This is a genomic window from Helicobacter pylori Shi112 (assembly GCF_000277405.1).
Classification (GTDB): Bacteria; Campylobacterota; Campylobacteria; order Campylobacterales; family Helicobacteraceae; genus Helicobacter; species Helicobacter pylori_C.
Window position 1 is genome coordinate 459,373 of record NC_017741.1, and the last position, 14,186, is coordinate 473,558.

Annotated in this window: 12 protein-coding genes; 9 read left to right on the forward strand and 3 right to left on the reverse strand. The window is 38.9% G+C overall.

The annotated features are described in order from the left end of the window. Positions 1-79: 79 nt before the first annotated feature. Entirely contained in the window at positions 80-2,068 is a 1,989-nt protein-coding gene (gene acs, locus HPSH112_RS02240; protein WP_001190264.1) for an acetate--CoA ligase, read from the reverse strand. Between the two features lie 199 nt (positions 2,069-2,267). On the opposite strand from acs, the gene HPSH112_RS02245 reads away from it, so the two are divergent. Beyond that, a complete protein-coding gene (locus HPSH112_RS02245) occupies positions 2,268-3,380 on the forward strand; it encodes a metallophosphoesterase (protein ID WP_000908689.1) in 1,113 nt (370 codons plus the stop codon). Positions 3,381-3,720: 340 nt separating this feature from the next. After that, positions 3,721-4,392, forward strand: coding sequence for a response regulator-like transcription factor HsrA (gene hsrA, locus HPSH112_RS02250; RefSeq protein ID WP_001264965.1), 672 nt, complete (start codon positions 3,721-3,723; stop codon positions 4,390-4,392). A 325-nt stretch (positions 4,393-4,717) separates the two neighbouring features. Here the strand turns inward: hsrA and HPSH112_RS02255 are convergent, their stop codons facing one another. Next, positions 4,718-5,761, reverse strand: coding sequence for a 3',5'-cyclic-nucleotide phosphodiesterase (locus tag HPSH112_RS02255; protein WP_014662209.1), 1,044 nt, complete (start codon positions 5,759-5,761; stop codon positions 4,718-4,720). Between the two features lie 30 nt (positions 5,762-5,791). After that, positions 5,792-7,993, reverse strand: a complete 2,202-nt coding sequence (flhA, locus tag HPSH112_RS02260; RefSeq protein ID WP_001262838.1) for a flagellar biosynthesis protein FlhA — start codon at positions 7,991-7,993, stop codon at positions 5,792-5,794. Positions 7,994-8,131: 138 nt separating this feature from the next. Between flhA and rpsO the strand changes: the two genes are divergently transcribed. The 7 genes from rpsO (at position 8,132) to ylxH (ending at position 14,185) form a co-directional block, all read left to right on the forward strand. Continuing rightward, positions 8,132-8,404 (forward strand): 30S ribosomal protein S15, encoded by a 273-nt coding sequence (gene rpsO / locus HPSH112_RS02265; protein WP_001207116.1) that lies wholly within the window; start codon positions 8,132-8,134, stop codon positions 8,402-8,404. 30 nt (positions 8,405-8,434) lie between these two features. Next, positions 8,435-9,724, forward strand: coding sequence for an O-antigen ligase family protein (locus tag HPSH112_RS02270; protein WP_000910782.1), 1,290 nt, complete (start codon positions 8,435-8,437; stop codon positions 9,722-9,724). 128 nt (positions 9,725-9,852) lie between these two features. Next, complete coding sequence (aroQ, locus tag HPSH112_RS02275; RefSeq protein WP_000699289.1) at positions 9,853-10,356, forward strand: type II 3-dehydroquinate dehydratase; 504 nt, start codon at positions 9,853-9,855, stop codon at positions 10,354-10,356. 13 nt (positions 10,357-10,369) lie between these two features. After that, complete coding sequence (locus tag HPSH112_RS02280) at positions 10,370-11,443, forward strand: aminopeptidase (protein WP_001208574.1); 1,074 nt, start codon at positions 10,370-10,372, stop codon at positions 11,441-11,443. Further along, positions 11,443-11,931, forward strand: coding sequence for a 2-amino-4-hydroxy-6-hydroxymethyldihydropteridine diphosphokinase (gene folK, locus HPSH112_RS02285; RefSeq protein WP_041199792.1), 489 nt, complete (start codon positions 11,443-11,445; stop codon positions 11,929-11,931). The genes HPSH112_RS02280 and folK overlap by 1 nt, the downstream gene beginning before the upstream one ends. Beyond that, complete coding sequence (gene flhF, locus HPSH112_RS02290) at positions 11,928-13,304, forward strand: flagellar biosynthesis protein FlhF (RefSeq protein WP_014662210.1); 1,377 nt, start codon at positions 11,928-11,930, stop codon at positions 13,302-13,304. The genes folK and flhF overlap by 4 nt, the downstream gene beginning before the upstream one ends. Further along, positions 13,301-14,185: a flagellum site-determining protein YlxH gene (gene ylxH / locus HPSH112_RS02295; RefSeq protein ID WP_001064440.1), complete on the forward strand. Its 885-nt coding sequence runs from the start codon at positions 13,301-13,303 to the stop codon at positions 14,183-14,185. Before flhF ends, ylxH begins: the two co-directional genes overlap by 4 nt. The last annotated feature ends 1 nt before the right edge of the window (position 14,186 follow it).

Genomic DNA, 14,186 nt, shown 5'->3' on the forward strand with positions numbered 1-14,186 from the left:
CTTTATGAGAGATTATCGCTTGATTGGAATTGGGTTCTCATTATTTGGCTAAAAAACGCTAAAAGGCGTTTTTTAGATTTCACTCTTCCATTTGAACAATACTCATTATTTCTTTGACCACATTCACATCTTCTAGCGTGCTTAAATCTTGAGTGATTGGCTCTTTTTTGGCGATAGATTTCAAAAGCCTTCTCATGATTTTCCCGCTCCTGGTTTTAGGCAAACCTGGCACATACATGACATTGTCTAATTTAGCGATCTTTCCAATCTCAATGGATAAGATATGATTCATTTCTTTTAGCAATTCTAAACTCTCGCCAAGATTGCATTTAGCCCCATCGCACAGCACTACAAACGCAAACAAGCCCTCTCCTTTAATCGTATCTGGGATACCCACTACCGCACATTCAGCCACCATTTCATGTTTAGAAATAGCGCTCTCCACTTCAGCCGTGCCAATCCTATGCCCGCTCACATTCACAATATCATCTGTGCGCCCAATAATAGTAATGTATCCGTTTTCATCCACGATAGCGCCATCTCCAGAGAGATAGACATATTCCCCATTCAACTTGATTTGAGAAAAATAGCTGTCAATGTATCGTTTTTCATCGCCCCAAACGTTTCTTATCATAGAAGGCCATGGCTTAGTGATGCATAAAAACCCTTGTTCTCCGGGTTTTGTTTGAGTGCCGTCTTCGTTTAAAACTTCTGCATGGATGCCAGGCAAAGGTAAAGTTGCACAACTGGCCCTTATAGGCGTAGCTCCCGGTAAAGGGCTGATGATATGCCCGCCTGTTTCTGTCTGCCACCAAGTATCCACGATACTGCATTTTGAATTACCGATTTTTTCATAAAACCATTTCCATGCTGTAGGGTTAATGGGCTCTCCCACTGTTCCTAAAACTTTGAGTGAGTCTAAATTATACTTTAAGGGTTCGTTTTCGCCTTTGGCATGCAGCATTCTTATAGCGGTGGGGGAAGTGTAGAATTTATCCACGCGGTATTCTTCTATCATCCTCCACCATCTCCCATAATCCGGATAAGACATCGTGCCTTCTAGTATCAAAGTCGTCGCCCCACAAGCTAAAGGCCCATAAACCACATAAGTGTGCCCTGTGATCCAGCCAATATCAGCGGTGCACCAAAAATTATCGTTATCTCTAATATCAAAAACCCATTCCATCGTCATTTGTGCCCACAGCAAATACCCTGCACTGCTGTGTTGAACGCCTTTAGGTTTCCCGGTTGATCCGCTTGTATAGAGCAAGAATAAAGGATCTTCAGAGTCCATCATTTCAGGCTGGCATTTACCGGATTGGTAATTGACCATTTCATTATAGACAAAATCGCGCCCTCTCACATAGTCAATCTCTTTGGCGTTTCGTATCACAATGAGCACTTTTTCCACACTGGGGCAGGCGTTATTTTCTAGAGCCTTGTCAAGGGCTGGCTTGAGCATGTAGGGTTTGCCTTTTCTAAAAGTCCCATCCGCTGTGATAACTAATTTGGCTTGAGCGTCGTTGATTCTATCCCTCAAGGCTTCAGGGCTAAATCCGGCAAAAACGATGCTATGGATCGCTCCAATCCTAGCGCATGCGAGCATCATATAAACGCTTTCTACAATCATAGGCATATAGATAATAACTCTATCGCCTTTTTTGACATTGAATTCGTTTTTTAAAAGGTTGGCTGTTTTATTGACTTCAGAGTGGAGTTTTCTGTAGGTGATGACATTATAATCCCCCATTTCCCCTTCAAAAATGATCGCCACTTTATTCTTTTTGTCTTTTAAATGCCTGTCTATGCAATTGTAAGAAACATTGATTTTGCCGTTTTCAAACCATTTAAAAAAAGGGGTGTTATCGCTGTTTAAAACCTTATCAAAGGGCTTAAACCATGTGAGTTTTTGTTTGGCTAACTCGCCCCAAAAATGTTCATAATCTTCATTGGCTTCATGCACTAAATCTTTATATTCGCACATGTTTTTAATCCTGGCTTGCTTGGCAAACGCTCTGTTAGGGTTAAAGACTTTTTTAGCGAATTCTAAATCATCGTCTGATTGCATCGCATCTCCCTTCTATGGCTTTAAGCACATTTTTTATTATTGTATCCAAACTCACACTCTTTTAAGGGGAGGGATACTTTTCTCTTTCTGTGGGGATTGAGACTGATAAAAAAGGAAACAATAGCAAGATGAAACCTAAAGGGGATATTAGCCCTAATATGCTAATATAGAAAAAACATTATGACTACAAAAGGGTGATATGCTGATCTCTATAGCGTTTTTATTGGTTTTGTGTCTTTTGAATTATAGTTCTTTTAGGATGTTAAAATCGTTTTTAACCTTAAAAAAAATCTCTCAATACGCTTATTTAGGGTTTTTTATCCTTTTGAGCGTGGGCGAGGCGGCTTTTGCTTTTTATAGAAATATTATGCCTAGCCATTTGTTTGTTTTGACTTCGGCGTGTTCGTTTGTATCTTTTATTGTGTTTATTTTTTCTTTAAGTTTTTACGGGTTTTCCTACTCCATAGAAAAAATAGATTTTTTGCATTCAAGGCGTAAAAGTTTAAAAAATTTTTTAAAGTTGGGGTTTTATCTGGCGTTATTGGGGTATTTTTGGCGCGGGTTTTATGAAGGGTTGGCCCGCCCTAAAATCAAAGAAACCCCTATTTATTTGGACAAGCTGGATAAAGAATTAAAGATTATTTTACTCACAGACATGCATGTGGGGAGTTTGTTGCAAAAAGATTTTGTTGATTACATTGTAGAAGAAGTCAATCAAAAAGAAGTGGATATGGTGCTGATTGGGGGGGATTTAGTGGATGAAAACATTGAAAAAGTCAAATCTTTTTTACTGCCCTTAAACAACCTTAAAAGCGCGCATGGCACTTTTTATGTGCCAGGAAATCATGAGTATTATCATGGCATAGAGCCGATTTTATCGTTTCTTGACACGCTTAATTTAACGATTTTAGGGAATGAATGCGTGCATTTAGGGGGGATCAATTTGTGCGGCGTGTATGATTATTTCGCACGAAAGCATCAAAATTTTGCCCCTGATATTGACAAAGCTTTGAAAAAGTGCAATGAGAGTAAGCCCACGATCCTTTTAGCCCACCAGCCCAAACAAATTAGAAGCCTCAAAGAAAGCCACTCTGTAGATTTAGTGCTTTCAGGGCATACCCATGCGGGGCAAATCTTTCCTTTTAGCCTTTTAGTCAAGCTGGCGCAAACTTATTTATATGGTTTATACAAGCACAGCGACACCACTCAAATTTATGTGAGCAGTGGGGCAGGGTATTGGGGTGTTCCTTTAAGGTTTTTAGCCCCTAGCGAGATCGCATACCTTAGGCTTTTACCTAAAAATCAAGCTTAGTTAAACAAAATTTTAAAATCGTAATCAAGCGGTTAAAAATGAGAATTAAAAAACAACCGCCAAGACAAAGGGAAAGGAGGGGGAGGTGACCCTTTAGTCTAAGCGGTGCCAACCAAACCATAAGGAATGGTTGGATTTGTAATTATACAATAAAATAGTGATTTTTAGCAAATGATTTTAAAAATTATCCATAAAAACGCTCAAAGGCATTTTTTACAACCAATAATCAAGGGCTTGATTTTGATCAAGCGATAACTTTTATTAATATTTTCTTAAACTAATTTAAAATTATGATATAATCAGTGCTTGAATTACTCTTAAATGCAGGAGCCAACAAACCATGCGCGTTCTACTGATTGAAAAAAATTCTGTTTTGGGTGGAGAAATTGAAAAGGGCTTAAATGCTAAAGGCTTTATGGCTGATGTAACAGAGAGTTTAGAGGATGGGGAATATCTTATGGATATTAGGAATTATGACTTGGTTATGGTTAGCGATAAAAATGCTTTAAGTTTTGTTTCTAGAATCAAAGAAAAGCACTCTTCTATTGTTGTTTTAGTTTCTTCGGATAACCCTACAAGCGAGGAAGAAATCCATGCGTTTGAGCAAGGCGCGGACGATTATATCGCTAAGCCTTATCGCAGCATTAAGGCTTTAGTCGCAAGGATTGAGGCTCGTTTGAGGTTTTGGGGTTCTAATGTGATTGAAATCGGGGATTTGATCATTAGCCCTGATGAAGAAAAGATTATTTACAAGGGGCGTGAAGTTGAGGTTAAAGGGAAGCCTTTTGAAGTGCTTACCCATCTTGCCAGACATAGGGATCAAATTGTCTCCAAAGAACAGCTTTTAGACGCTATTTGGGAAGAGCCTGAAATGGTTACCCCTAATGTCATTGAAGTGGCTATCAATCAAATCCGCCAAAAAATGGATAAACCCTTGGGGATTTCCACGGTTGAAACCGTAAGACGCAGAGGCTATCGTTTTTGCTACCCAAAACCGGCGTGTGAAGAATAAATTCCGTGGTTTTTGCTAAAAATAGATTAGAATGAGGGTGTGGCTCTGTCAAACATTGACCATAAAACTTAAAAAATGTTAAAAGCATTTTTTACAATCAAATCATTAAAAGAGCTTGATTTTAATCAAGCGATGGATTTTTAAGCGCTCTTTTGGGGGTTAGGGGGATTTAGTTGGAGGTTTGTAGGGGAAGAAGTTATTTTAAAATATCTCTTATCCCCTTAAAAAATGAGCTTTTGCCATAAAACGAGAAAATTTTTAAACTTTCCAAAAAGAGTTTTTAAACTCTTTTTAGTTTTTGTTAGCTTTTTACAAACAGCTTATTTTAAGCGTTATTAAAGATTTCTTCAATTTGTTCTTTAATATCCCTATAATTAAAACTCTCTCTAAAGCCATCAATCTTGCCTCCGCTCGCATTCCTATGCCCTCCCCCATTAAAACACATTTGACTGAGTTCGCACACATCGCAATTCCCGTTCGCTCTCAAGCTCACATTCCCTTTAGCGTTCACATCCATATAAAAATCAAAATCCGGATTTTGCGTTAAAAAAAGGTTAGCCAACACGCTAATACCCCCCATAGAATAACTTAAAAACCCTTTTTTATCCTGGTAATAAACGCTGCAATCATGCTTTTTTAAAGAGAGCAAATGCGTTTGCGCGTTTGAAGAGATATTGTCCATCGTTTCTGTATCAGGATCACCCCCCAAAGCGATTTTTTTAAGTTTGAACAAATCATTATCATAGGCTACAGAGGCATTTTCTAAAAACAAATAGTTTTTAACTTCTTCTAAAAGCTTTAATTTATAATTGCGGTTCTCATCATCAAACATGAAACGATTCAATTCAGAGCTTTGGTTAATCATGCGCATACACACCTTGCCTAATTCAAAGCCATAACCTTGCGTGTCCCAAATATCCACAGAATTGACCATTTCCACTAAAGGCTCTAGCCATGCTGTGTTTTTTGGCTCTAAAATCGCGTAATGCTTTTTCAAAAACTCATACACGATTTTAGTCGCGCAGCGGTTCGTGTCTAAAAAATACCAATGGAAACTCTCAGCCACTTCCTTACCGCTGATATGGTGATCTAAAAGCTGGATTTGAATGTTTCTATTTTGCAAGCGGTGTTCTTGGATTTTATCTTGCAAATACTGCGCTTCGTTTAAATTCAAATTCAAATCGCTAATCAAAATGAGGAATTTACTCTCTTTAGATTGAGCGATCGCGTTTAGAATTTCATAAATCCTTGCTGAGACTTCACGCCCGTAATTAGCGTTATAGCATTGGATATTTTTAAAAAATTGTTTTGAAACAAGCTGGCATGCATAGCCGTCTAAATCAATGTGTGAAAGGTGATAAACTTGCATCATTCTCCTTTTTTATCAATTATTTATCCATTAAAAGTTGATATGGATCGTGCCTAAGGCTTCAAAATTAGAGTTAGGATCTAATTCGGCATGGCTTAGCACGATCACATCAATCCTGGCCTGCTCCATTTGATTGGAGAGGGCTTTTCTTAAATTAGGCTCTACGATCAAAATCACCGGAGCGATCCCTTTTTGCAAGACTTTCATAGCCTCTTCAGAAACCACTTCAATGAGTTTTTGCAATTCGCCCACATTGAGCAGCAGACTCTTAGAAGTGCCATTTTCTCGCAATTTATTAAGCAAAAATTGTTCGCTATCGGTAGAAAAGGTTAAAAATTTCAAACGCCCGTCTTCAGATTTAAAAGCGTTAGTGATCACCCTAGAAAGCCTCGCTCTCACTTGTTCGGTTAAGATATTCACATCGTTTTGAACCAATGGGGCAATATCGGTAATCGTTTCTAAAATAGTGAGCATGTCTTTAATGGGGACTTTTTCATGCAACAAGGCTTGCAAGACTGATCGGATCGCACCGGTGGGGATTTTTTTACTCTCTTCTACAATCGTAGGATAGTCTTTAGCCAAGCGCTCTAAAAGGGATTTCACTTCATCTTTAGTGATAAAATCTTCAGCGTATTTTTTCACTAATTCGCTGGTGTGCGTCGCAATAACGGTGCTTGGATCAATAATGGTATAGCCTTGAATAATGGCTTCTTCTTTATTTTTAGTTTCAATCCATAAAGCATCCATTCCAAAAGCCGGCTCTTTAGTAGGAATGCCTTCAATTTCTTTATTCACAAAACCGGTATTCATGGCTAAAAACTTATCTGGCATCACCATGCCTTCACCAATCACAATGCCTTTAAGCTTGATTTCATAATGCGTTGGGGGGAGCTGCAAATTATCCCTGATCCGGATTTGAGGCATCAAAAAACCATAATCGCTCGCTATTTTTTTTCTAATACCCCTAATCCTTTCTAACAAATCGCCCCCTTGTTTCATGTCCGCAAGACTGATGAGCTGATAGCCTAAAGCCAATTCTAAAAATTCAATTTTTAACACTTCATCAATCGCTTGTTCTTCTTCTCTTTTAAGCTCTTCTTGGGTTTTAGCCCTTGTGGTTTGGGTGTGGGGTTTGATTTTAGAGCTGTGGGGTTTTTCGCTCAAATCCAAGCCGAATTTTTGACTCAAATAATTTTCTAATTTAGTGAGCAGCCCGTCTTTTCCCTCCCTGCTAATCAGCCATGCGATGAACAAAAAGAGAGTCCCTACAAACGCTAAAGAAAAGGTAGGGAGTCCAGGAATGGTTGCAAAAAGCAATAAAATCGCTCCCACAATCACTAAAGTTTTGCTTTTATTGGTGAGCTGTGTGATGAGTTTGGAAGCAAAGTCCTCTTCTTCGTTTTGCGTGGTGCGGGTGGCGACAATACCGGTCGCTGTCGCAATGATTAAGGCAGGGATTTGCCCTACAAGCCCATCGCCAATGGTTAGGATAGTGAAAGTGCTAGCGCTAAAGCTCAAGCTCATATCCCTTTGAAACACGCCCACTAAAAACCCTCCAATGATATTGATAAGCGTGATGATAATAGAAGCGATCGCATCGCCTTTGACAAATTTAGACGCGCCATCCATCGCGCCATAAAAATCCGCTTCTTGGCTTAGAGCGGCGCGCCGTTTTTTAGCTTCCTTATCATCAATAAGCCCTGAATTTAAATCCGCATCAATCGCCATTTGCTTTCCTGGCATAGCGTCTAGAGCGAATCGCGCCCTCACTTCAGTAACCCTAGTAGAGCCATTAGTAACCACTAATAAATTCACCAGCACTAAAATACTAAAGATAATAGCCCCAATCACATAATTCCCGCTCACGTTAAATTCCCCAAACGCCGTGATAATATCGCTCACCGCACTAGGCCCTTTATAGCCTTGCGTTAAAATCATTCTGGTCGTGGCGACATTTAAAGCCAAGCGGTACAAGGTTACAATGAGCAATAAAGTGGGGAAAGCACTAAAATCAGTCGGTTTGTCAATATAAAGCCCGATTAAAATAATCAACACCGATAGCGCGATAGAAATCGTGAGTAAAAAATCCAACACAAAAGGCGGTAACGGCACGATAATGATCGCTAAAATAGCTATCACAAAGACCACAAGGGCTAAGTCTTTGGATTGCAAGAAGCGTTTAAAGACGGGGAAAGTCTTTTTAAAAGCTAATTTGGAGCGTTCGTTTGCCATAATCTAAAATCAATGCCTTAAGGTAGATGGTTTGTCTTTTTAGGCTTATTATAATATAAAGTTTAAGAGTATGACACAAAAAAGCTTATTTTACGCTATAATGCGATCTTTAAAATTATTACCAATTAGGAGGTCGTTATGGCTTTGAATCTGGAGAAAAAACAAGAAATCATTAAGGCGTTTGCCACTAAGGAAAACGATACGGGTTCTTGTGAGGTGCAAGTGGCGTTGTTGAATGAAAGGATCAAACTTTTAACCGAGCATTTAAAAGCTAACCCCAAGGATCATTCCAGTCGTTTAGGGCTTTTAAAATTAGTCGCCCAAAGACGCAACTTGTTGAAATACATCAAACGCACCGATCATGCGCGTTATGTGGTTTTGATTGAAAAGTTAGGCATTAAAGACAGATAATTTTTATCGGTTTTAGGGCATGGCGAGTTTGTGTTGAAAGAGCGTTTAAAAGCCTTTTTTAGTGCGGACTCTGTTTTCACTTTAATTTTTGCCCTTTTCTTTCTCACTTCGTTTAAAAAGCCTTTAACTCAAGTCTTATTGATTGTTTTAATGGTTTTTTTGTTTTTTAGGTGTTGTTTCCAAGCGTCTTTGAAAGAGATCTTTGGAATTAATCATCTAAAAACAATGCCTTTCAAATGGCTCACTCTGGCTTTTTTGGGCGTGTTTTTAAGCATCTTCCCCAACATGTTTAACATGCATGATAGCCAAACTTTCCGCTACAATTTATTCGCTCTAAACATGTCCTTAACTTATGCTTGCGGGGCGTTATGCTTGCTTTTTGCCAGTTGTTTAAGAATCAAATTGAATCAAAAAATCCTTTTTTACAGCATGGCTGTTGCCAATTTCATCAACGGCTTGCTTTCATTGGTGCAAAAAATTTATTTTAACATGCCCAGAGCGCAAGGGTTTAGCACTGTTAAGGAGTATGTGGTTTTAGTGAGCGTTTCCATTTTAGGCTGTTATATTTATGCGCTTTATTCGCGCAATCAAAAAGAGAAACTTTTTTTCACGCTTTCTGTTTTTGTGGGGTTTTTAGTCGTTATTTTAAGCGCTACAAGGAGCGCGACAATCGCTTTTATTATGACTTTTTTAATCCTTTCTTGCTTTATTTTATACGCCAAAAAATCGCTCAAACCATTGGGTTATATGGTGGTTGTGAGTCTTATTTTGAGCGCTTTGTATATGGGGAGTAACGCTTTAGAAAAAAAGGGGGCAATAGAGCAATCTAGGGTTCAAAACCAAAGCTTTGAAGAAGATTTGAAACGCTACGCTAAAAAGGACGCTGATAGCAGCATCGGGTGGCGTTTGGAGCGTTGGAAAGAAGCCCTAACGGTTTTGCGTTTAAGGCCCTTTTTTGGTATGGCCGCTAGCGAGAAATGCCAGAGGTTAGAAGAGATTTTATCTTTATCGCATTCTTACAGAGCCAAAGATTTGATTCTTTGTTATGAAAGATACGACAACCAAATCATTCATGTTCTAGCCACTAGGGGGATCATAGGCTTTTTAATCTGGCTCTTTTTTTTATTAGTCATTGTAAAGATTTTTTGGAGCGGGATAAAGCAAAACTCTTTAATCTCACTCTTTATATTAACGACGATCACTTTTTACCTTATTTTTGGTATTGGGTTTGACCCCTTTGATTTCTTTATTACGGGAAGTTTTTTTGTAGGAATGGTCATGATGGCTGTTTTTTTAAAAAAGGATAAAAGCGCTTTTTAGCATCAAAGGGTTTAATGCTAGTCAAGCGGTAATTTCTTGTGATGCACTCTTATGGGGATTTAAGGGGTAAGATAAAAACTTATGCTATAATGCGATCTCATTCCATATTAAACAAGGAGAAATCAACAATGAAAATTTTAGTAATTCAAGGGCCTAATTTAAACATGTTAGGACACAGAGACCCAAGACTTTATGGCATGGTAACCTTAGACCAAATCCATGAAATCATGCAAACTTTCGTGAAGCAAGGCAATTTAGATGTGGAATTAGAGTTTTTTCAAACCAATTTTGAGGGTGAAATCATTGACAAGATCCAAGAGAGCGTGGGTAGCGATTATGAAGGGATTATCATTAACCCTGGAGCGTTTTCGCATACTTCTATTGCGATTGCTGATGCGATCATGCTAGCGGGCAAACCCGTCATTGAAGTGCATCTCACTAACATTCAAGCTAGAGAAGAATTCAGGAAAAATTCTTACACTGGAGCGGCTTGTGGAGGCGTGATCATGGGATTTGGCCCGCTTGGTTACAACATGGCTTTAATGGCGATGGTCAATATTTTAGCCGAAATGAAAGCGTTCCAAGAAGCCCAACAAAACAACCCTAATAACCCCATTAACAACCAAAAATAAAAGGGGGCTATTGATGAGAGAATTAGAGAGAGACGCCCATTTCACGCTTGATGAAAATGCGATGTTTTTTGAGTGTGCTTATAGTTGCGATAACGCTTTGTTTTTGCAATTAGAGGATCGTTCGTTTTTTATCACTGATTCTCGCTACACTCAAGAAGCTAAAGAAAGCATTCAGCCTAAAAATGGCGTTTTAGCGGAAGTGGTAGAATCTAGCGATTTAGTGCAAAGCGCGATTGATTTGATTGCTAAAAGTTCGCTTAAAAAGCTCTTTTTTGACCCCAATCAAGTGAATTTACAAACCTACAAGCGTTTAAATTCAGCGCTTGGGGATAAGGTTACTTTAGAGGGCGTGCCTGGTTACCACCGCCAAAAACGCATCATTAAAAACGATCATGAAATCCAACTCCTCAAAAAATCTCAAGCGCTGAATGTTGAGGCTTTTGAAAATTTTGCTGAGTATGTGAAAAAGGTTTTTGATGAAAAAGAGTCGTTGAGCGAGCGGTATTTGCAGCACAAGGTTAAGGACTTTTTGACTAAAGAGGGGGTTTATGATCTGAGTTTTGAGCCTATTTTAGCCTTGAATGCGAATGCGAGCAAGCCCCATGCCTTGCCTAGCGCGAAGGATTTTTTAAAAGCAGAGCATAGCATTCTTTTGGATATGGGGATCAAATACGAACGCTATTGCTCTGATAGGACTCGCACGGCTTTTTTTGACCCTAAAGATTTTGTCTTCACAAGAGAGCAGAGTTTCAAGGATAAAGAGCGTCAAAAGATTTATGACATTGTGAAAGAAGCGCAAGAAAAGGCTATTTCAGGCATTAGAGCGGGCATGACCGGTAAAGAAGCGGACAGCTTGGCTAGGGGAGTGATTAGCGATCATGGTTATGGGCAATATTTCACTCACAGCACCGGGCATGGCATTGGCTTAGACATTCATGAGCTTCCTTATATTTCATCGCGCAGTGAAACCATTTTAGAAGAGGGCATGGTGTTTTCTGTAGAGCCTGGGATTTATATCCCTGGGTTTTTTGGGGTGCGCATTGAAGATTTAGTGGTGATCAAAAATTCTAGGGCTGAGCTTTTGTGATGCGAGAGATCCTTACTAGCCGCTTTTTCCCTAGCCTTTTTAAAAAAAGGCTTGATTTTTCTAACAGGGTGGTTTTAGGGCTGGGATCTAATCTTAAAAATCCTTTAAAAATATTAAAAAATTGTTTTTTATATTTTAAAAATCATAGTAAAATCGGGAAAATTTTTTCTTCGCCTGTTTATATCAACCCGCCTTTTGGTTACACGAAGCAACCTAACTTTTATAACGCTACGATTATCCTTAAAACATCTTTAAGTTTGCGCCATTTTTTTGCTCTGGTTTTTTATATAGAAAGGCGTTTTGGGCGTCAAAGGAAGCGCGATTTTAAAGACGCTCCAAGAACTTTAGACATTGATATTATCGCTTTCAATCAAGTCATTTTAAGACAGAACGATCTGACTTTACCTCATCCTAAATGGAATGAAAGGGATTCGGTGTTAGTGCCGTTGGCTTTGCAACAAATTCTTTTTAAAAAAGGGGAGTGGTGAAATTCTATACCTATAGTGGGGAGACGGCCGCTGAAGCTTTAAAGATCGCTCAAAGCCACCATGGGGTGGATACGCTGGTGTTTAAAACCCAAGAAATCCGTAAAAAAACGCTCACTTCTTCTGGGCTTTATGAAATCGTTGTGGCGGTTGAAGAAGAAAGCGAAAACAAACCCCCTAAAGCCCCCCTTATTCCAGAAAGTTTGTATGATGAAGAATTGAATGAAGAAGATGTGGTCATGCAGCTTTCAAGCACTGTAGAAGAAATGCGCAAACTCGCCGGGGTTTCATCCAGTCAGCGCAACTATAGTTTTTCAAAAAATAAGACCCTTTTAGAAAAAGACGCTCCATTAGAGGATGCGCCTTTAGAGGCTAATCAACAAGACGCTTTATTGCAAGCTTTAAAAGATGAAGCCAACCATAAAAAAGAAAGAGAAAAAAGAGAAGTCAAACAAGAAGAAGAAATTAAAGGCATCAATCTGCAATTAAGCAAAATCAGAGACAGCCTGAAACTCATTCAAAACATGTTTTGGGATGAGAAAAACCCTAATTCTATTAATATCCCTCAAGAATTTGCAGAAATTTACAAACTGGCCAAACAAAGCGGGATGAAATCCAGCCATTCAGATGAAATCATGCAATTGAGCTTGGAATTGATGCCTTTACGCATGCGGGAAAATTCCGTAACGATCAAGCGTTATTTTAGAGAAGTGTTGCGCAAAATGATCTTGTGCCGCCCTGAAGACTTGAATTTAAGGCAAAAACGCATTTTAATGCTTGTAGGGCCAACAGGCGTGGGGAAAACGACGACTTTAGCTAAATTAGCCGCGCGCTATTCTAGGATGTTAGCTAAAAAATACAAGGTGGGCATTATCACTTTAGACAATTATCGCATTGGGGCTTTGGAGCAATTAAGTTGGTATGCTAATAAAATGAAAATGAGTATAGAAGCGGTGATTGACGCTAAAGATTTTGCTAAAGAAATTGAAGCTTTGGAATACTGCGATTTTATTTTAGTGGATACGACAGGGCATTCGCAATACGATAAAGAAAAAATTGCCGGTTTGAAAGAATTTATAGATGGGGGTTATAATATTGATGTGTCCTTAGTGCTTTCGGTTACCACTAAGTATGAAGACATGAAAGACATTTATGATTCTTTTGGGGTGTTAGGGATTGACACTTTAATCTTTACGAAATTAGATGAGAGTAGGGGGTTAGGGAATTTGTTTTCTTTAGTGCATGAAAGCCAAAAGCCTATCAGCTATCTTTCTGTTGGGCAAGAAGTGCCTATGGATTTGAAAGTGGCTACTAATGAATATTTAGTGGATTGCATGCTAGATGGCTTTAGTAACCCTAATAAGGAACAAGCATGAACAATCAAGCGAGTCGCTTAGATAATTTGATCAATATTAAAAACCCCAAAAGTTTTTTTGACAATAAAGGGAATACCAAATTCATCGCTATCACAAGCGGTAAGGGAGGCGTGGGGAAATCCAACATTAGCGCTAATTTAGCTTATGCTTTATACAAGAAAGGTTATAAGGTAGGGGTGTTTGATGCGGATATTGGTTTAGCGAATTTAGATGTTATTTTTGGGGTGAAAACCCATAAAAATATCTTTCACGCTTTAAAAGGTGAAGCCAAATTACAAGAAATCATTTGCGAGATTGAGCCCGGGCTTTGTCTTATTCCTGGGGATAGCGGCGAAGAAATTTTAAAATACATTAGCGGCGCAGAAGCTTTGGATCAATTCGTGGATGAAGAGGGGGTTTTAAGCTCTTTGGATTATATTGTGGTTGATACAGGTGCTGGGATTGGAACCACTACGCAAGCGTTTTTGAACGCGAGCGATTGCGTGGTGATTGTTACCACTCCCGATCCTTCAGCGATTACCGATGCGTATGCATGCATTAAAATCAACTCCAAAAATAAAGATGAATTGTTTCTTATCGCTAACATGGTAGCCCAACCTAAAGAGGGCAGGGCGACTTATGAAAGGCTGTTGAAAGTGGCTAAAAACAATATCGCTTCATTAGAATTGCATTACTTAGGAGCGATTGAAAACAGCTCCTTATTGAAACGCTATGTGAGAGAGCGCAAAATTTTGAGAAAAATAGCCCCTAATGATTTGTTTTCGCAATCCATTGATCAGATAGCGGGCCTTTTGGTTTCTAAATTAGAAACCGGCGCTTTAGAAATACCAAAAGAAGGTTTTAAAAGCTTTTTTAAAAGGCTTTTGAGTTATTTGGGGTAGG